The organism is Mycolicibacterium sp. XJ879 (assembly GCF_053483935.1).
This window is the reverse complement of the sequence record NZ_JBEFTH010000002.1, coordinates 678,682-697,149: the sequence shown is the minus strand read 5'-3', so window position 1 is coordinate 697,149 and position 18,468 is coordinate 678,682. Positions and strand designations below refer to the sequence as shown.

At 67.2% G+C, this 18,468-nt stretch carries 19 protein-coding genes; 10 read left to right on the top strand and 9 right to left on the bottom strand.

The window, feature by feature from the left end:
* Positions 1 to 8: 8 nt before the first annotated feature.
* From ABQF13_RS07145 to ABQF13_RS07135, 3 genes are read right to left on the bottom strand one after another with little or no spacing between them, the layout of a single operon-like run.
* Positions 9 to 1,913: an acetoacetate--CoA ligase gene (locus ABQF13_RS07145; RefSeq protein WP_448391990.1), complete on the bottom strand. Its 1,905-nt coding sequence runs from the start codon at positions 1,911 to 1,913 to the stop codon at positions 9 to 11.
* Complete coding sequence (locus ABQF13_RS07140; RefSeq protein WP_448391989.1) at positions 1,910 to 2,656, bottom strand: 3-hydroxybutyrate dehydrogenase; 747 nt, start codon at positions 2,654 to 2,656, stop codon at positions 1,910 to 1,912. The genes ABQF13_RS07145 and ABQF13_RS07140 overlap by 4 nt, the downstream gene beginning before the upstream one ends.
* The gene (locus ABQF13_RS07135; protein ID WP_448391988.1) at positions 2,653 to 4,029 is read right to left on the bottom strand and encodes an MFS transporter; all 1,377 of its coding nucleotides are present in this window, start codon (positions 4,027 to 4,029) and stop codon (positions 2,653 to 2,655) included. Before ABQF13_RS07135 ends, ABQF13_RS07140 begins: the two co-directional genes overlap by 4 nt.
* A 102-nt stretch (positions 4,030 to 4,131) precedes the next feature.
* On the opposite strand from ABQF13_RS07135, the gene ABQF13_RS07130 reads away from it, so the two are divergent.
* The 3 genes from ABQF13_RS07130 to ABQF13_RS07120 are packed head-to-tail and all read left to right on the top strand — an operon-like array spanning position 4,132 to position 6,130.
* Positions 4,132 to 5,052 carry a LysR family transcriptional regulator gene (locus ABQF13_RS07130; protein ID WP_448391987.1) on the top strand — a complete coding sequence of 307 codons (921 nt, stop codon included), beginning with the start codon at positions 4,132 to 4,134 and terminating at the stop codon, positions 5,050 to 5,052.
* 48 nt (positions 5,053 to 5,100) lie between these two features.
* Positions 5,101 to 5,874 (top strand): alpha/beta fold hydrolase, encoded by a 774-nt coding sequence (locus ABQF13_RS07125; protein ID WP_448391986.1) that lies wholly within the window; start codon positions 5,101 to 5,103, stop codon positions 5,872 to 5,874.
* A 4-nt stretch (positions 5,875 to 5,878) separates the two neighbouring features.
* Positions 5,879 to 6,130 (top strand): fibronectin-binding protein, encoded by a 252-nt coding sequence (locus ABQF13_RS07120; RefSeq protein WP_448391985.1) that lies wholly within the window; start codon positions 5,879 to 5,881, stop codon positions 6,128 to 6,130.
* Here ABQF13_RS07120 and hsaB read toward each other — a convergent pair.
* The 4 genes from hsaB to hsaA are packed head-to-tail and all read right to left on the bottom strand — an operon-like array spanning position 6,127 to position 9,675.
* Entirely contained in the window at positions 6,127 to 6,693 is a 567-nt protein-coding gene (gene hsaB / locus ABQF13_RS07115; protein ID WP_448391984.1) for a 3-hydroxy-9,10-secoandrosta-1,3,5(10)-triene-9,17-dione monooxygenase reductase subunit, read from the bottom strand. The two genes, ABQF13_RS07120 and hsaB, sit on opposite strands and share 4 nt — an antisense overlap.
* Complete coding sequence (hsaC, locus tag ABQF13_RS07110; protein WP_448391983.1) at positions 6,693 to 7,595, bottom strand: iron-dependent extradiol dioxygenase HsaC; 903 nt, start codon at positions 7,593 to 7,595, stop codon at positions 6,693 to 6,695. The genes hsaB and hsaC overlap by 1 nt, the downstream gene beginning before the upstream one ends.
* Positions 7,592 to 8,491 carry a 4,5:9,10-diseco-3-hydroxy-5,9,17-trioxoandrosta-1(10),2-diene-4-oate hydrolase gene (hsaD, locus tag ABQF13_RS07105; protein WP_448391982.1) on the bottom strand — a complete coding sequence of 300 codons (900 nt, stop codon included), beginning with the start codon at positions 8,489 to 8,491 and terminating at the stop codon, positions 7,592 to 7,594. The genes hsaC and hsaD overlap by 4 nt, the downstream gene beginning before the upstream one ends.
* Positions 8,491 to 9,675 (bottom strand): 3-hydroxy-9,10-secoandrosta-1,3,5(10)-triene-9,17-dione monooxygenase oxygenase subunit, encoded by a 1,185-nt coding sequence (gene hsaA, locus ABQF13_RS07100; RefSeq protein WP_448391981.1) that lies wholly within the window; start codon positions 9,673 to 9,675, stop codon positions 8,491 to 8,493. The genes hsaD and hsaA overlap by 1 nt, the downstream gene beginning before the upstream one ends.
* A gap of 192 nt (positions 9,676 to 9,867) precedes the next feature.
* Between hsaA and ABQF13_RS07095 the strand changes: the two genes are divergently transcribed.
* Together ABQF13_RS07095 and ABQF13_RS07090 are read left to right on the top strand one after the other, a co-directional pair.
* On the top strand, positions 9,868 to 10,926 hold the full coding sequence (locus tag ABQF13_RS07095) for a 2Fe-2S iron-sulfur cluster-binding protein (RefSeq protein WP_448391980.1): 1,059 nt from the start codon (positions 9,868 to 9,870) through the stop codon (positions 10,924 to 10,926).
* A gap of 37 nt (positions 10,927 to 10,963) precedes the next feature.
* Positions 10,964 to 11,509, top strand: coding sequence for a hypothetical protein (locus ABQF13_RS07090; protein ID WP_448391979.1), 546 nt, complete (start codon positions 10,964 to 10,966; stop codon positions 11,507 to 11,509).
* On the opposite strand, the gene ABQF13_RS07085 is transcribed toward ABQF13_RS07090, so the two are convergent.
* Positions 11,502 to 12,131, bottom strand: coding sequence for a TetR/AcrR family transcriptional regulator (locus ABQF13_RS07085; RefSeq protein ID WP_448391978.1), 630 nt, complete (start codon positions 12,129 to 12,131; stop codon positions 11,502 to 11,504). The two genes, ABQF13_RS07090 and ABQF13_RS07085, sit on opposite strands and share 8 nt — an antisense overlap.
* A 42-nt stretch (positions 12,132 to 12,173) precedes the next feature.
* Here ABQF13_RS07085 and ABQF13_RS07080 point away from each other — a divergent pair, with 42 nt between their 5' ends.
* The 3 genes from ABQF13_RS07080 to ABQF13_RS07070 are packed head-to-tail and all read left to right on the top strand — an operon-like array spanning position 12,174 to position 14,648.
* Entirely contained in the window at positions 12,174 to 12,890 is a 717-nt protein-coding gene (locus ABQF13_RS07080; protein ID WP_448391977.1) for an OsmC family protein, read from the top strand.
* Between the two features lie 5 nt (positions 12,891 to 12,895).
* Positions 12,896 to 14,266, top strand: coding sequence for a hypothetical protein (locus tag ABQF13_RS07075; protein ID WP_448391976.1), 1,371 nt, complete (start codon positions 12,896 to 12,898; stop codon positions 14,264 to 14,266).
* Positions 14,267 to 14,312: 46 nt separating this feature from the next.
* On the top strand, positions 14,313 to 14,648 hold the full coding sequence (locus ABQF13_RS07070) for a hypothetical protein (RefSeq protein ID WP_448391975.1): 336 nt from the start codon (positions 14,313 to 14,315) through the stop codon (positions 14,646 to 14,648).
* Positions 14,649 to 14,655: 7 nt separating this feature from the next.
* On the opposite strand, the gene ABQF13_RS07065 is transcribed toward ABQF13_RS07070, so the two are convergent.
* On the bottom strand, positions 14,656 to 16,770 hold the full coding sequence (locus ABQF13_RS07065) for an acyl-CoA dehydrogenase family protein (RefSeq protein WP_448391974.1): 2,115 nt from the start codon (positions 16,768 to 16,770) through the stop codon (positions 14,656 to 14,658).
* Positions 16,771 to 16,972: 202 nt separating this feature from the next.
* Here ABQF13_RS07065 and kstR point away from each other — a divergent pair, with 202 nt between their 5' ends.
* Both kstR and otsB read left to right on the top strand, forming a co-directional pair.
* The gene (gene kstR / locus ABQF13_RS07060) at positions 16,973 to 17,653 is read left to right on the top strand and encodes a cholesterol catabolism transcriptional regulator KstR (RefSeq protein WP_448391973.1); all 681 of its coding nucleotides are present in this window, start codon (positions 16,973 to 16,975) and stop codon (positions 17,651 to 17,653) included.
* A 2-nt stretch (positions 17,654 to 17,655) separates the two neighbouring features.
* Positions 17,656 to 18,423: a trehalose-phosphatase gene (otsB, locus tag ABQF13_RS07055; RefSeq protein ID WP_448391972.1), complete on the top strand. Its 768-nt coding sequence runs from the start codon at positions 17,656 to 17,658 to the stop codon at positions 18,421 to 18,423.
* Positions 18,424 to 18,468: the final 45 nt, after the last annotated feature.

The window sequence follows — 18,468 nt, the reverse complement described above, 5'->3', positions numbered from 1 at the left end:
AGAAAGGATCAGCGTTTGAGGTTGGCGTACCAGTCCAGCAACGCCGGATCGTCGACGGCGCTGCGTTCGACCACCTTCGCCGAGTCGGCCCCCTGGAACAGCTTCTTGATCGGCACCTCGAGCTTCTTGCCGGTGCGGGTATGCGGCACCCCTGGCGCGACGATGATCTCGTCGGGCACATGCCGCGGTGAGACCTCGGTGCGGATGGTGCTCTTGATGCGTTCGCCCAGTTCGTCGGTGAGCTCGGCGTCGCCGGCGAGCACCACGAACAGCGGCATCCAGTAGCCACCGTCGGGCTGTTCGGCGCCGATGACCAACGCCTCGGCGATCTCCGGAATCCGTTCGACGGCCTGGTAGATGTCGGCGCTGCCCATCCTGATGCCGTGCCGGTTCAGCGTGGAGTCCGACCGACCGTGCACGACGATGCTCCCGCGCTCGGTGATCGTGATCCAGTCACCGTGCCGCCACACGCCGGGGTACGTCTCGAAATATGCATTGTGGTAACGCGATCCGTCGTCATCGTTCCAGAACCTGATCGGCATGGACGGCATGGGTTTGGTGATCACCAGTTCGCCCACCTCATCGCGCACCGGGTTTCCCGACTCATCCCACGCGTCCAGCGCACACCCGAGGTAAGGTGCGGACAATTCGCCCGGCCAGACCGGCACGGTGGGCACACCGCCGATAAACGCCGACACCACATCGGTGCCACCGCTGATCGACGAGACCTGCACGTGCTCACCGACGTTGTCGCGCAACCACAGTGACGTCGACGGCGGCAGTGAGGAACCCGTGATGCCGACCGTGCGCAGCGCCGAAAGATCGTGGTCGTTCCGGGGCACCGCGCCGGCCTTGGCGCAGCCCAGCACGTAGCCGGGGCTGGTCCCCAGGACGGTGGCCTGCACACGTGCGGCGATATCCCACAGCGCGTCCGGGCGCGGCGAGCTGGGACTGCCCGCGTAGCAGACGATGGTGGACCCGACCAGCAATCCTGCGACCTGGAAGTTCCACATCATCCAGCTCGGGCTGGTGTACCAGAAGAACGTGTCGTCCGGCCCGATATCACATTGCAGCGCAGTGGCTTTCAGGTGTTCGAGAAGCACACCGCCGTGTCCGTGCACGATGCCCTTGGGCAGCCCGGTGGTGCCCGAGGAGAACAGGATCCACAGCGGATGGTCGAAGTCCACCGCGGTGGTGGTCAGCTTGTCCGGGTCGGTCGAGCTGTTCAGCTCCCTTGCCATCACGGTGGCCCGCAGCGCGGGCAGGCCAGCCTGCATGGCCGCGATGTCGGCACTCTTGTCGTGGAACTTCCCGCCGTAGTGGTATCCGTCGGCGGTCACCAACACGGTGGGCTCGAGTTGACCGAGGCGGTCCAACGCCGCCTTGGCCGAGTAATCCTGCCCGCATGCACTCCACACCGCACCGATGCTCGCGGTCGCCAGAAACGCGATGATCGCTTCAGGGATGTTCGGCAGATATCCGACCACCCGGTCGCCGGCTCCGACGCCCAGCTCCCGCAGCCGATGCGCGAAAGCAGCTGTCCGGCCCAGAAGTTCAGCCCACGATACTTCCTCGGTCGAACCGTCCTCGGCCACGCGCAGGATGGCCGGTCGGTCGGTGCGCGCGTTGCGTATCACCTGGTCGACGTAGTTCAGCTTGGCGCCGGGAAACCACTGCGCACCCGGCATCGTCTCGGCGACCAACACCGTGTCCGGTCGGTCGCCGAGTTCAAAGTAGTCCCACAGCGCCGCCCAGAACGCGGAAGGTTCGTCGACCGACCACTGCCACAGCGACTGGTAGTCCTCGAAAGGTGTGCCGACTCGCTGCTGCACGAATCGGGCGAAGTCGGTGATCCGGGCCGTCGCGATGTCGTCGGCGGTCGGTGTCCACTGCGCGGCCACGGTCTGGGTCATCGGGCGCTCCAGCCGCCGTCCATCGAGTACGACGCCCCCGTCACCATCCCCGCATCCGGTGAGACGAGCCAACCCACGAGGGAGCCAACCTCTTCCGGTTCGACCAGCCGCTTGATCGCGCTCTCCTTCAGCAGAATCTGTTCCACCACCTTATCCTCGGGGACGCCGTGGCGGCGCGACTGGTCGGCGATCTGCTTGGTGACCAGCGGAGTACGCACGTATCCGGGGTCGATGCAGTTGCTGGTGACGTTGTGCGGACCGCCCTCCAGCGCAGTTACCTTCGAAAGACCTTCCAGCCCGTGCTTGGCCGTGACGTAGCCGCTCTTGTACTCGGAGGCGCGCAGCCCGTGCACCGACGAGATGTTGATGATCCGCCCGAACTTCTGGCCGTACATGTGCGGAAGCGCGGCGCGGATCAGCAGGAACGGCGCCTCGACCATGAGCGCCAGGATGAACCGGAAACGTTCGGGCGGGAAGTCTTCGATTGGGCTGACGTGCTGCACGCCGGCGTTGTTGACCAGGATGTCGGCCTGCAACTGCAGATCCTCCAGCGCGCTGACATCCGAAAGGTCGACGACCCAAGGCTTTCCACCGATTTCGCCCGCAACGGTTTCAGCACCGTCGGCGTCGAGGTCTGCGACGGTGACCTGTGCGCCGCGCGCGGCCAGCGCGCGGGCACATGCGGCGCCGATTCCGCTCGCAGCGCCGGTGACCAGTACCGTCCGGCCGTCCAGATCGGTCATGGCTGATCCGCCTTCGCCAGCGCGTCGCGGTCGGCCTGATCGAGGGCCTCCAGGTCGATTCCGTTGGTTTCGCGGGTGAGGAGGGCGGCCACCAAGGTGATCGCCGCCGCGCCCGCGAGGTACAGCGCAATCGGAACCGCCGAGTTGAACCTGTCCAGCAGCCAGGTCGCGATGGCCGGCGCCAACGAGCCGGCCACGATCGAGGTGACCTGATATCCAAGGGAGACGCCGGAATACCGCATACGGGTCGGGAACATCTCGGCCATCAGCGCCGGCTGTGGCGCATACATCAGGGCGTGGATCACCAGGCCCGCGATGATGGCGCCCATGATGAGCAGGTAGTTGGCGCTGTTCATCATGGGGAACGCGAAGAAACCCCAGCTGGCCGCGGCGATCGTGCCGACGATGTACACCGGCCGGCGCCCGAAGCGGTCAGCCAACCGTCCCACCTGCGGGATGACCACGAAGTGGACCGCGTGTGCGACCAACAGCCACCACAGGATGTCGCTCGTGTCCGCCTCGACGTGGGTCTTGAGGTAGACGATCGAGAACGTGACGACGAGGTAGTACATGATGTTCTCGGCGAAACGCAGCCCCATCGCGGTGAAAACCCCACGCGGGTAACGCTTCAACACCTCGATCACACCGTAGGACGCTGCTTTGGCCCGCTCGACCTCCTGTTGAGCGGCCACGAAGATCGGTGCGTCGGAGACCTTGGTGCGGATGTAGTAGCCGATGAGCACCACGACCGCCGACAGCCAGAAGGCGATCCGCCAGCCCCAGGACAGGAAGGACGCCTCGGAGAGCACCTGCGTCAGGATCAGCAGCACGACGGTGGCCAGCATGTTGCCGACGGGCACCGCAGCCTGCGGCCAGCTGGACCAGAACGCGCGCTTGTCGTTCGGGCTGTGCTCGGCGACCAACAGCACCGCGCCGCCCCATTCGCCGCCGACCGCGAAGCCCTGAAGGAACCGCAGGATCACCAGAAGGATTGGCGCCCATACCCCGATCTGCGCGTAGGTCGGCAGGCAACCCATGAGAAAGGTGGCGGCGCCGACGAGCAGGATCGCGAACTGGAGAAGTTTCTTGCGGCCGTATTTGTCACCGAAGTGTCCGAACACCACGCCGCCGAGCGGCCGCGCGACGAACCCGACGGCGTAGGTCAGCAGCGCGGCGATCAGCCCGGCGGCCTCGCTGGTGCCCTCGGCGAAGAACACCTTGTTGAAGACCAGCGTGGCGGCGGTGGCGTATAGAAAGAACTCGTACCACTCGACGACCGTGCCGGCCATCGAGGCGACCACCACCCGCTTCAGTCCGGTCGCTACCGCACCGGAACCAGCGGGCTGCGGCTTCGGCTCGTCCGCGATGCTCATCCGGCGCTCCTCTGCTTGTGACCGTGGGCACAGACCCGCTGTGAGTATTCATGCAGGTTCGTTCCCCCGCAATAGCCAAACATGCAGCGCCGATCTGCAAAAATGCACACCATGACGGCGTCGCGTGGTCGTCCGAGCGCCGACGACTTGCTGGTGCTGCTGGCTGTCGGCCGCTCCGGCCGCTACACCACTGCAGCCGAGGAACTCGGGCTCAACCACACGACCATTTCTCGGCGCATCGCCGCACTCGAGCAGTCGATCGGCGGGCGGGTGCTGACCCGCGGCGCGGGTGGCTGGGAACTGACCGACCTCGGCCGCGAGGCGTTGTCGGCTGCCGAAGCGGTCGAATCCGCCGTGCGCTCGCTGAGCGTCGACAGCGGCGGCGAGCGCACCCTGGAGGGCGTCGTGCGGATCTCGGCCACCGATGGCTTCTCGGCCTACATCGCCGCGCCGGCCGCTGCCCACGTCCAGCGCGAGCACCCACGGGTCGCCGTCGAGATCGTGGCCACCACCCGGCCGGCCACCCAGCAGCGTTCGGGCCTGGACGTCGAGATAGTGGTTGGCGAGCCGAAGGTACACCGGGCCAAGGCGATTCAACTGGGCGACTACCGCCTCGGCCTGTACGGGGCGCGCGAATACCTGCGTGCGTACGGCATACCGATGAGCATCGCGGACCTGTCCCGCTTTCCGCTGATCTACTTCATCGACGCCATGCTGCAGGTGGACGACCTCGACGTGGCGACCAGCTTCGCCCCGACGATGCGCGAATCTGTGACCTCCACCAATGTTTTCGTACACGTCGAGGCGACGCGAGCCTCCGCCGGCCTGGGTCTGCTGCCCTGCTTCATGGCCGACCGCCATGATGATCTGGTGCGAGTCCTGCCGCGCGCCGTCGCGGTCCAGTTGACCTACTGGCTCGTCGCGCGCGCCGAGACGTTACGCAGACCCGAGGTCGCCGCCGTCGTCGACGCCATCCGCGCCCAGATGACCGACCAGCGCGACGTTCTTCTCGGCCGAGGTTGACCACCGCAGGGGCTTGCGCTTCACCGCGAGACTTGCTGCAGTCAGTCCATGCCGTTCATCGACCATCCGAAGGGCCGGGCCTACTACCGCCACTGGCCCGCCGCCGAGCCTCGTGCCGTCGTGGCTTTTCTGCACGGATTCGGTGAGCACACCGGGCTCTATCACCGTTACGGTTTCGCGCTGAACGCGGCGGGCATCGACTTGTGGGCGGTGGACCAGTTCGGCCACGGCCTCAGCCCGGGCCCGCGCGGCGACTTCGGCTCGATCAAAGACAGCTCCGCGCTGGCCGACGCGCTGACCGAGCTGGCCGAGAAGCACCAGCCCGGGTTGCCGTTGATCGCGCAGGGCCACTCGTTCGGATCGGTCGTCATGTTGTTCCGCCTGCTGAACCAGCCCGACCGGTTTCGGGCCGGCGTCATCTCCGGTGCGCCGCTGGTGCCGATGCCCGACCTGCTCGACAGCGACACTTCTGTCGAGCTCGATCCAGGCTGGCTGTCCTCAGACCCCTTCTATCTCGACTCGTTGGAGAACGACCCGCTGGTGTTCGTCGACGCCGACGGTGCGACCCTGACCCGAGAGCTCGACTGGGCGTGGGACCGGTTCGGTTCCGATCTGCCGAAGCTCGCGGTGCCGACGCTGGCGGTGCACGGCGTCAACGATCCGATCGCGCCGATCGGGCCAGTGCGCGCCTACGCCGAACAGATCGAGGCGCTGCGGATCGCGGAGTTCGCGGGAGCCCGCCACGACGTCCTCAACGACACCATGCACGCCGAGGTGGCCGCGACGGTCATCGACTTCATCGGCGAACAGGCGTTACAGTGAGCCGGTGTTCACCAAAGCGCTGATCACCGCGGCGGCGGTGGCCGTCACGGCAGCGCTCTCGTCGGCTCCGGCCGGCGCACAGCCGGGCCCGCCGCCGTGCGAGTTCGCCCTGAGTTTCATCTGTAACGTGATCCCGATCGCGCCGAACCTCGACCACGACGTCGACCTCACCGAACAGCTGCCGCCGGCGGACCCGCACGCGCCACCGCCCGAGTCGCTGCCGGTCGCGGACCCCTGTGCCGCGGGGTGTATTTAGAGCCAGGTGTCGTCGGTGGTGGCGGTGAGAAACGCCTCCAGGTCGTCGCGCCACTGCGCCGGCGTCGTCTTGTCGGGCTCGATACCGGTGTACTGGCCTCGGTAGAACAGCAGCGGCCGCGGTTTTCGCTGCGGGGCATCAGACAGCGAGTGCACCGCGCCGATCACCACATAATGGTCACCGCCGTCGTGCACCGTGTGCACCGTGCAGTCGATGTGTGCCAGTGTTTCCTTGATCACAGGTGACCCGAGTTCGGAGCGGTACCAATCGATCTTGGCGAACTTGTCGGGCTCCTTGGAGCCGAACGTCGCCGAGACGTCCTTTTGATTCTCATGCAGCACGTTCACGCAGAAGTTGCCGCTGGCCTCGATCGCCTGCCACGACCGCGACATCTTGGTCGGGCAGAACAACACCAGTGGCGGGTCGAGCGACAACGCCGCAAAAGACTGGCAGGCAAAGCCGACCGGCACCTCTTCGTGCATGGTGGTGATCACGGTGATACCGGTACAGAATTGGCCGAGCACACTGCGAAAGGTGCGCGGGTCCAACGTTTCTGCGGACACTAGCTCTTGAAACCGACGCTGAAGTCGTGACCCCACAGGCTGACCGCGGTGCTCTCCCTCGCGACCCAGCCCTCGTCGTCGACTTGCAGGCCCTCGCAACCGAATTCGACGTCGAAGCCGCCGGGGGTCTTCATGTAGAACGACAGCATCTTGTCGTTGACGTGCCGACCCAACGTCGCCGACATCGGCACCTTACGTCGCAGTGCCCGGTCCAGACACAGGCCCACGTCGTCGCTGCTCTCCACCTCGACCATCAGATGCACGATGCCGCTTGGTGTTTCGCCGGGCATGAAGGCGAGGCTGTGATGGCGCGGGTTGACGCCGAAGAAGCGCAGCCAGGCCGGTGGCCCGTCGGCGGGCCGACCGACCAGTTGCGGCGGCAACCGCATCGAGTCGCGCAGCGAGAACCCGAGCACGTCGCGGTAGAAGTGCAGTGACTCGGCGTCGTCGCGGGTGGTCAGCACCACGTGCCCGAGCCCCTGCTCCTCGGTGACGAACCTATGACCGTAGGGGCTGACCACGCGGCGGTGTTCGAGCGCTGCTCCGTGGAACACCTCGAGCGTGTTGCCCGACGGGTCGTCGAAGATGATCATCTCGTCGACGCGGCGGTCGGCCAGTTGGGCGGCGGTAGCTTCCTTGTATGGGGTGCCTTCCACGTCGAGGCGGTTGCGGATCTCCTGCAGCGCTGCGGCATTCGCGGTTTCCCAGCCCGAGACCTGCAGCCGGTCGTGTTCGCCCGGCACGATGACCAGGCGCGCCGGGAAGTCGTCCATCCGCAGGTAGAGGGCGCCGTCAGTCGTGCCCTTACCCTCGACCATGCCGAGCACCTTGAGCCCGTACTCACGCCAAGCCGCGACATCGGTGGCCTCGATCCGCAGATAGCCCAGTGACCGGATACTCACGACCCGCCTCCTAGAAAATCCACCGTCAGCTTGTTGAACTCGTCGAACTTCTCCAGCTGGGCCCAGTGTCCGCACTGCCCGAAGACATGCAACTGCACCCGGGGAATCTGCTTGAGGGCTACCAACGCGCCGTCGAGTGGGTTGACGCGGTCCTCACGACCCCAGATCAGAAGTACCCGCTGGCGTAGCTTGTACACCTCGCGCCACATCATGCCGAGCTCGAAGTCCGCACCTGCAAACGATTTACCCATCGCTTTGGCGGCGGCCAGCGACTCGGGCTGGCTGGCGATCGCGAAGCGTTCGTCAATCAACTCCTGCGTGATGAGGCTCTGGTCGTAGACCATGATGCGCAGGAATTTCTCCAGGTTCTCACGCGTGGGCTCGGCAGTGAACTTCCCGAGCAGCTTGACGCCCTCGGTGGGGTCGGGTGAGAACAGGTTCACGCTCAGCCCACCGGGTCCCATCAACACGAGCCGGCCCGCGCGCTTGGGGTTGTCGAGCGCAAACCGCACCGCGGTACCGCCGCCGAGCGAATTACCCACCAGTGCAGCACGTTCGATGTCGAGATGGTCGAACAGATCCAGCAGCGCAGTGGCGCTGTAGCGGTTGTACTGCTCGTGTTCGGTGTGCTTGTCGGAGTGACCGTAGCCGGGCTGATCGACGGCGATCACGTGGAAGTGCTGGGCGAGCACGGCGATGTTCTTGCCGAAGTTCGACCAGCTCGACGCGCCGGGTCCCCCACCGTGCAACAGCACAACGGTCTCACCGTTGCCGACCCCGGCCTCGTGATAGTGCAGCCGCATCGCGGGACCCTTGCCGCGCACGTCGGCGAAGCGCGACGTCGACTCGAAGGTGATCTCTTGCTGTTGGGCAGCTTCGGCGGCGAAGGAGGTCATCAGACCATCGTGTCCTGCGGCGGCAAGCCGAACTCGTTGTTTCCGAAAATCAGATACGCCCGTTCCGGATCGTTGGCGGCGTGCACACGTCCGGCGTGTGCGTCACGCCAGAACCGTTGCACCGGAGCGTCGTTGTTCAGTGCGGTGGCGCCGGAGGCCTCGAAGAGGCGGTCGATCGAGGCGATGGCGCGACCGGTCGCACGCACCTGATCGCGTCGGGCCCTGGCGCGCAGTTCGAACGGGATCTCTTGGCCGGCCTGCAGCAGCGCGTACTCGTCGCCGACGTTGCCGATCAGCTGACGCCACGCGGCGTCGATATCGCTGGCCGCTTCGGCGATGCGGACCTTGGCGAACGGATCGTCCTTGGCCTTCTCTCCCGCGAACGCGGCGCGCACCCGCTTGCCCTGGTGCTCGACGTGGGCGTCGTATGCGCCGTAGGCCATCCCCACGATGGGCGCCGAGATGGTCGTCGGATGCACTGTGCCCCAAGGCATCTTGTACACCGGTGCGGTGTTGTTCTGCAGACCGCCTGCGGTGTGGTCGTTCATCGCCTTGTACGAGAGGAAGCGGTGCGTCGGCACGAACACGTCCTTGACCACCAGCGTGTTGCTTCCCGTTCCACGAAGTCCCACCACGTGCCAGACGTCGTCGATGTCGTATTCGGTGCGCGGAATCAAAAAGCTGCCGAAGTCCACCGGGCGGCCGTCCTTGATCACCGGCCCGCCGACGAACGTCCACGTCGCGTGATCACAACCCGACGACCAGTTCCACGAGCCGTTGACGAGGTAGCCGCCGTCGACCACCTGGCCTGCACCCATCGGCGCGTACGACGACGAGACCCGCACGGTGGGGTCTTCACCCCAGACTTCTTCCTGGGCTTTCTGATCGAACAGCGCGAGGTGCCAGTTGTGCACACCGACGATCGATGCCACCCACCCGGTGGATCCGCACGCGCTGGCCAGCCGGCGGACCGCTTCGTAGAAGAGTGTGGGGTCGCACTGCAACCCGCCCCACTGTTCGGGCTGCAGCAGCTTGAAAAAGCCGACCTCGTCGAGTTCGGCGACGGTCTCGTCGGGCAGGCGACGCAGATCTTCGGTGGCCTGCGCGCGCTTGGCGATCAACGGCAGCAGATCGTCGATACCGGCTAGGACCGACTGCACATCACGCTGTTCAATGGACGTCACTGGTTTGCCTCCCGAGAGCTAAGGACCTGCCGATGAGCGCTTGTGCAAGAGCAGACCGTTAGACAGAGATTAGAACACGTTACGATTCATGTCGAGTACAGCGCACCAGCAGCAGCTAGACCTGCACACATGCATTTCTGTAACCTGTTCTAATTATGGGCAGTTGTTGGTCCCAGGAAAGGGCAGACGGCCGTGACCGATGAGCCGCTCGGCAGCCACGTGCTCGAGCTCGAAGTGGCCGAGGTGGTCGAGGAGACCCCCGACGCGCGGTCGCTGGTATTTCGCGTCCCCGACGGCGCCGAGATTCCCGCCGAACGGCTGCGCTATGCACCCGGTCAGTTTCTGACGCTGCGGGTGCCCAGCGAGCGCACCGGCTCGGTGGCGCGCTGCTACTCGCTGTGCAGCTCACCGTTCACCGGCGATCCGATGACGGTCACCGTCAAACGCACCGACAGCGGCTACGCGTCCAACTGGCTCTGCGACCACGCCCACCCGGGCATGAAGATCCACGTGCTCGCCCCGTCGGGCACGTTCGTTCCCAAGACGCTCGACGCCGACTTTCTGCTGCTCGCCGCGGGCAGCGGGATCACGCCGATGCTGTCTATCTGCAAGTCGGCGCTGGCCGAAGGCAGCGGCAAGGTGGTGTTGGTCTACGCCAACACCGACGAGGACTCGGTGATCTTCGGCGCGGCGCTGCGCGAGTTGGCCGCCAAGTACCCCGACCGGCTCACGGTTGTGCACTGGTTGGTCAGCGTGCAGGGGCTGCCGAGCGCCGCGGCGCTGGCGGGCATCATCGCGCCCTACGTCGGACGCGACGCCTACATCTGCGGGCCCGCACCGTTCATGGCCGCTGCCGAGGAGGCGCTGCAGAACGCGGGCGCCGATACCAGTCGGATCCACATCGAGGTGTTCAAGTCGCTGGAATCCGACCCGTTCGCGGCGGTGGTGATCGAGGACGACGACAGCGACGAGGGCCCGGCCACCGCGATCGTCACGCTCGACGGCCAGACCCACCAGGTTGCCTGGCCGCGCAACGCCAAACTGCTCGACGTGTTGCTGGACAAGGGGCTGGACGCGCCGTTCTCCTGTCGCGAAGGTCATTGCGGGGCGTGCGCGGTGCTCAAGAAGGACGGCGCGGTCGAGATGGAGGTCAACGACGTGCTCGAGCAGTCCGACCTCGACGAGGGTCTGATCCTCGGCTGCCAGGCCAAACCACGGTCGGATTCGGTCGAAGTCACCTACGACGAGTAGCCGGCGGGCTAGCATTCGCCGCACCGAAGGGAGAATTGTGAAGCGCTTGGGCGGCTTACTCGGAGCGATCCCGGCAACAGCGTTGGCGCTCGCGCTGGTCTCCCCGACCACGACGGCGACGGCAGCGGTCGACACTGCCACCGCATCCATACCCGTCGACGCCGCGACCTCGCTGGAGATTGAAGCCAGCGCCAATTGCATTGCGGCCGAAGGTACATGTTTCTTCGACACCCGCGCCCAGCTACGGGCACCCGAAGGCATTCGCGGTTTCCCCGGCGACCTGTGGGCGCGGCAGACCACCACGTTGCGCACGATGGACCGCTCCGTCTACGTGGATGCCAAATCCGACGCGCCCAACACCCGGATGTTCAAGTCGCTGACCGACATGGAGTTCACCACCATCTACTTCGGCGGTGGACCACCGGAAAAGTTCCGTCTGCACGGGCAGACCTGGCCGGTCGACGCGCGCACGGGCACACCGCGCACCGACGTGCCGTTGATCGTGTGCGCGCACATCCAGGTGGTCTACGCGGGCGTGAACCTCACCTCCCCGGACGCCTGCGCGCAGGCCGCCTTCAGCTGACCTCGCCTCCAGAAACCAGGCGGTTTCGAACGGCGGTCCGAGCCCGCTCGAAGGCGGTCGCGTCGCCATGAAGGATGAACGCCGTATTGGCTGCGACGAGCACCGCGTTGAGCTCGAAACTCAGTTGAGCCGGGTCGACATCCGCGGCAAGCTCGCCGAGGTCGACCGCCTTGCGGGCGAGCCGCACCAGTAGTTCGATCCAATCACGTTGCTGGGCAGCGACCGCATCGCGCACCGTGCCGGGCCGGGTGCCGAACTCGGCCGCCGCAGCGGCGAAGAAGCATCCGCCAGGAAACACCCGGCGTTCGATATGCGAGAGAAACGCCTCACATGCGGCGAGCAATCGCTTGACTCCTGCCGGCGCTTCGAGGGCCGGAAGCAGCACCTCGGCGATGAACGTTTCCCGCGCGGATTCGATGGTCGCCAGCTGCAGGTCCACCTTCGAGCCGAAGTGCGCGTACAGGCCGCTCTTGCTCATGCCGATCGCGTCCGCGAGCCCACCGATCGAAAGGCCCTCCAGCCCCTCGACCGTGGCCAGGCGCGCCGCCTCGGCCAGGATCGCCGCGCGCGTCCGCTGCCCCTTCGGCCCCAGAACATTGTTCTTCTGCACGCCCTTGAGCATAAAAGAACGACCGTGCTACCCTCGTCAAAATAAAGCACGCTCGTGCTTTTCCCGGTAAAGGCGCTGGTCGAGGAGTGGCCACACCGGGACAGCATCGTCGAGGGAGACGAGCAGATGACAACGCAAATCCGAAACTCGATCGTCGGCGAGCGGCAGAAGCCACTGCGGCGGCGCTATGCGGATAGCCCAATCGAGGCGCTCACCCACAAAGCGGCACGAACCTCGGCCGCACGCATCCCGCCGAGCGACCCATTTCACGGCGAGGTCGAAATCGGGACGGGCTACGGCGTATCGCTGCGCTTCGGGCTCGACCGCCACGTGGGAGGGCTGCACGACGCGCCCAACCCGGGCGACCTCCTGTGCGCAGCACTCGCAGCGTGCGCGGACGGATCGATCCGGATGGTCGCCGACCTACTCGGGGTCAGGCTCACCGCCCTCGAGGTGGAGGTCGGTGGCGAACTCGACGTTCGAGGATGTCTCAATATCGACCGCAGCGTCCGGGTCGGGTTCGAGTCGCTCACGTGCACAGTACATCTGGCGGCGGATGAGAAAACCGATCAGAAGCGGCTCGACGCCCTGGTTGCCGCCGCCGAGCGTGTTTGCGTCAACCTCGACACCCTCCGCGGTGGGCTCAAGGTCAAGATCACCGCCGAAAAATCCGTGCAGTCCGCGGGCGCCGTGGTCAAAACGCACCATGGCGCGGACGCAGAGTTGGTCAGTCCGGTCGACGCGGCCTCGCGGGCGGGGGTCATACCGTGACCGCCATGGCCTACGACACCAGGACGCACTATATCGCCAGCGGCGCAACGGGAGCAGCGATCGTCGGGGTCGGCGTGCTGTTGTGCTCGGCGCCGGCAGCGGCCGAGATGGGGCCGACGTCCACCACGTCGTCGGCCCCGTTGTCACCGGCGGAAGACCTGTGGCCATGGTGGCTGACCGACCCGCTGGTCGGGCCGGCCGGAGCCGTTCCCACCGCCCTGCCCGCGGCGCCTCGGCAGGTCCGGCCGCTCATCGGGCCGGGCGGGTGGTTGATCGGCGACGGCCTCGATGCGCTGGTTCTCGACCCGGCATGCACGGCCGATTGTCGCGGCGGCAACGGCGGCCTGCTGTGGGGCGACGGCGGCGACGGCGCCCTCGGCGGTGACGGCGGCAACGCGGGTTTCCTCTTCGGCAACGGCGGGGACGGCGGCGACGGTGAGCTCGTTCTGCTGGGCGGCGGCGGGATAGCCGAAGCCGCCCTCGACGGCGGAAACGGCGGCGCTGGCGGTCTTTTCGGCGATGGCGGTGACGGCGGGAACGGCAGAGCCGCCAGCTACAACGCCGCCGGCCTACTCATCAACTCAGCCGGTGACGGCGGCAATGGCGGTGACGCCGGCCTGATCGGCACCGGCGGCAACGGCGGCGCCGGTGGCGCCGGCGACCAAGACCTGCCCGTCGCGATCGACTCTGATGCCCTCGGCGCCGACGGCGGAGACGGTGGCCGAGGCGGCTTGCTCGACGGTGCCGGCGGCTTCGGCGGTGCCGGCGGCTTGGCAGTTTCGCAGGAGGGCAACGCCATCGGCGGTGACGGCGGCGACGGCGGCGACGGGTTGGTCGCGCGTCAAGGCGGCGCCGGCGGAAACGCGGTGACATACGGCGACGGAGATGCCAGCGGCGGCACGGGCGGACGCGGTGGCAACGGCTTCCTAGACGGCGACGGCGGCACAGGAGGCGACGGCGGCGACACGGGCGCCATCGGCGGCGGAGGAGCCACCGGCGGCACAGGCGGGAGCGGTGGTAACGGAGGTGTGCTCGGCGGCACCGGCGGCACGGGCGGCGACGGCGGCGGGGCGGCCGCTCAGCGCGGAAATGTCACCGGCGGTGACGGCGGGATCGGCGGCGGCGGTGGCGCCTTCGGAGGTACGGGTGGCGGCGGCGGTCACGGCGGCGACGCGAGAACATTCTTCGGGGCCGTAGCCACCGGCGGCGACGGCGGCGACGGGGGCCCCGGCGGCACGTTCGGCGGGGACGGCGGAAACGGCGGAACCGGCGGCAGCGCGTCCGGCAACGCCACCACCAACAACGGTGCGGGTGGCGCGGGCGGCCAGGGCGGCAACGGTGGTTCTGACGGCGCCGGCGGAATCGGCGGGCCGTAGCCACGCAGCCGTCGTACTAACGACTTCAACCGAAAGATCGCAGATCATGAACAACCCATTCGCGATCGGCTCGGCCGTCGCTGCCCTGCTGGTTACCGGCTTCGTTGTGGCGCCGGCGCCGGCTCCCGCAGAACCCAAGCAGGACGACGACGTCACAGAGACGCGAGTCTTCTCGGGCTTCATACTTCGATCCCTGTGCCAAGAGGGTGTGGCGAGCGGCAGCGCCGGATTCTCATGCACGCTGCCGGACGGCTCGGTGTGGACGTGCGTCGCGCATGGTCCACATGGCCTCGACGAATACCTGTGTCAGCGGGAGGGAGCCGCAGGCCCGAGCGGACCGGTCGCTCAGTTCCCGAATGTTCCGCCGGTGCAAGCCCGTTGAACCCCGCTTAGCGCGGTAGCCCCAGCAGCCGCTCGCCGGCCAGCGTGAGCAGGATCTGCTCGGTGCCGCCGGCGATGGTCAAACACCGCGTGTTCAAGAAGTCATGCACGGTGTCGTTCTCGACGACGCCGCCACCCGGTGACAGCTCCATCCGGAACTCCGACAGCGCCTGGCGGTAGCGCACACCGATCAGCTTGCGGGCGCTGGCCTGCGGACCCTGGTCCTGGCCGCTGACCGCGAGCTCGGCGATCTTCTGATCCAGCAGCGCGCCGACCTGCGCGGCCACGATCAACGCCCCGAGCCGGTCCTGTTCGGCGGCATCGAAATCCAGCGTCGCCACCGTCTTGAGCAGTTCCTCCATCGGGTTGTCCAACGCCGTACCTGCCGCCATCGCGACCCGTTCGTTGGCCAGCGTCGTGCGGGCCAGGCGCCAACCGTCGTTGACCTGCCCGACGACCATCTCGTCGGGGACGAAGACCTCGTCGAAGAACACCTCGTTGAACAGTTCGTCGCCGGTGATCTCGCGCAGGGGCCGGATGACGATGCCCGGCGAGGTCATATCGACGAGAAAGTAGGTGATGCCCTTGTGTTTTGGCGCATCCGGATCGGTTCTTGCCAAACAGACACCCCAGTGTGCCTTCTGCGCGGCCGAGGTCCACACCTTCTGGCCGGTGAGTTTGAAGCCGCCGTCGACGCGTTCGGCTTTCGTGCGCAGCGCCGCCAGGTCCGAACCCGCGCCGGGCTCGCTGAAGAGCTGGCACCAGATGAGGTCGCCGCGCAGCGTGGGCGGCAGGAACCGTTCGATCTGCTCCGGGCTGCCGTGCTCGAGAATCGTTGGTGCGGCCCACCATCCGATCACCAGATCCGGGCGTACGACGTCGGCGGCCGCCAGTTCCTGATCGATCAGCAACTGCTCGGCGGGCCCGGCGTCGCGGCCGTACGGACGCGGCCAGTGCGGCGCCTGCAGGCCCGCTGCGGCCAACGCGGCCTGACGCTTGTCGACCGGCAGCGCCGCGATTTCGGCCACCGCGGAGGCGATTTCGGGTCGCAGGTGGGCGACGGAGTCTAGGTCGATGTGCAGTTCGCGACGCACTCCCTGCTGGGTGAGCGCCGAAATGCGCCGTAGCCAACGCTGCGCGCCGCCGAGGAAATGCGTGATGCCGTAGGCGCGGCGCAGGTACAGGTGCGCGTCGTGCTCCCAGGTGATGCCGATGCCGCCGAGCACCTGGATGCAGTCCTTGGCGTTGGCCTTTGCCGCGTCGATGCCTGCCGCCGCGGCCACCGCGGCCGCGATCGACAGTTGCTGTTCGTCGGCTTCGGATGCGGCGGCTCGCGCGGCGTCCCTGGCCGCCACCGACGCCTGCTCGGAACGCAGCAGCATCTCGGCGCACATGTGCTTGACGGCCTGGAAGCTGCCGATCGGCTTGCCGAACTGCTCACGCACCTTGGCGTACTCGGTCGCGGTCCGCAGCGCCCAGCGGGCCAACCCGGCGGCCTCGGCGGCCAGCACCGTCGCGGCCAGGTCGGCGACGCGCTGGCGCGACGCGCCCAGCGTCTCGGCCGGCGCCGAATCCAGCACCACCCGTGCCAGCGGCCGGGAGAAATCGGTGGCCTTCAGGGCCTCGATCGACACCCCCTGCGCGGTGGCGTCGACCACGACGAACGCGTCCCCGGCCGGCAGCACCAGCACCGCGGACGCGTCGGCGCCGAGCACGTACTCCGCGGTCCCCGACACCCGGCCGTCGTCGAGGTGCAGGTCAGCCGACAACGCGACCCCGGCCACCCGCTCACCGGACGCCAGCGCCTGCAGCAGATCCGAGCGCTCGATGACCAGGGTGGCCAACGCCGTGGTGGCAACCGGCCCGGGCGCCAGCGCGGCGGCCGCCTCGTCGATCATCGCGCACAAGTCCTCGGCCGTTCCGTCGGCGCCGCCGTGTTCCTCCGGCAACGCCACGCCGAATATGCCTAGCTGGGCCAACTTGTCGTACACCGGCCGCCAGGCGTCGGCGTTACCGTGCTCGACGTCGCGTGCGGCCTCGATCGCTCCCGAGCTCGCGGCCCAGCTCTGAACCAGTTCACGCGCGGCAAGCTGCTCGTCAGCAACGGTCTGATTGGACGACACCGACACCGAGACTCCTAGCGTTTGGGCGAGAAGGCGGTGCTCCTCACTAGAACGTGTTCTAATAGTGCCAGCGTTCGACCGTCAAGTCGACCGCCATTACAGCAGCACACGTCGGTGCCGTCGGTGCGCTGAGGTGAGAAAATGGGGATCTGCATGCGTATCGTTTTCCGCGAGCACGCAAGATGAAGGAGTCAACTGCCGCATGTCCGGCCCGCCGTCGCCCGCACGTCCCAACCCTGAGCCAGGGTCGGGTTCGCGGCCGCGGCAGGTGCTGAACGTGGCAGTGCTCGCCGAGTCCGAACTCGGCTCAGAAGCCCAGCGGGAGCGCCGCAAGCGCATCCTCGACGCCACGCTGGCGATCGCCTCCAAAGGCGGCTACGAGGCGGTTCAGATGCGCGCGGTCGCCGAACGCGCCGACGTCGCGGTCGGCACGCTCTACCGCTACTTCCCGTCGAAGGTGCATCTGCTGGTCTCGGCGCTGGGCCGCGAGTTCGAACGCATCGACGCCAAAACCGACCGTTCGACGCTGACCGGCGGAACGCCGTATCAGCGGCTGAACATCATGGTGGGCAAGCTCAACCGCGCGATGCAGCGCAACCCGCTGCTTACCGAGGCGATGACGCGCGCGTTCGTGTTCGCAGACGCATCGGCGGCCGGTGAGGTTGATCACGTCGGGAAGCTGATGGATTCGATGTTCGCCCGCGCCATGAGCGACGGTGAACCGACCGAAGATCAGTACCACATCGCGCGGGTCATCTCGGATGTGTGGCTGTCGAACCTGCTGGCGTGGCTGACGCGGCGCGCGTCGGCGACCGACGTGGCCAAGCGCCTCGACCTTGCGGTGCGACTGCTCATCGGCGACGGCGAGCACCCTAAGATCTAGGCGTGCTTTCGGCCGATTTGCAGCGTGCGCTGACCGCGGCCGCAGCCGTGCCGCGACTGCTGGTCGCGTCCGACTTCGACGGCACCATGGCCCCCATCGTCGATCACCCGGCGGATGCCCGCCCGCTGGCCGACGCCGCCGATGCCCTTGACCGCCTCGCGGCACTGCCCGACACCGCGGCGGCGATGATCTCCGGGCGCGCATTGGAGGTGCTGCGCGGCCTGTCGGGGTATGCGCAGGCGTCGTCGGTGCACCTGGTCGGCAGCCACGGCGCCGAGTTCACCTCCGGGTTCACCCATGACATCGACCACGCGTTGCTGAATCGCATCACCGCGGAACTGAACGCGATCGCGGCCGACAAACCCGGTGTGACAGTCGAATCCAAGCCAGCCAGCGTCGCGCTGCACGTGCGCAACGCGTCGACCGCTGACGGGGAGGCGGCGCTGCATGCGGCGCGCGCGGCGTCCGGGTCGTGGAATGCACAGGCCACCGAGGGTAAGGCGGTGCTCGAGTTTGCGGTGATCCAGACCGATAAGGGGCTGGCGCTCGACATCCTGCGTGAGCAGGAAAACGCCTCGGCCGTGGTGTTTTTCGGCGACGACGTGACCGACGAGAAGGCGTTTCGCCGGTTGGGTGACTCCGACGTCGGGGTGAAGGTGGGCCCGGGCGAGTCGCTGGCGAACTACCGCGTCGACTCACCCGACGACGTCGCCGCCGCGCTGCAGTTTCTCCTTGCCGAAAGGGACAAACGGGCGGAAAAGTGCGAGTAAAACTCACCATTGCGTCGACCTCGGCGCCAAAGTCGGCGCGCTAGG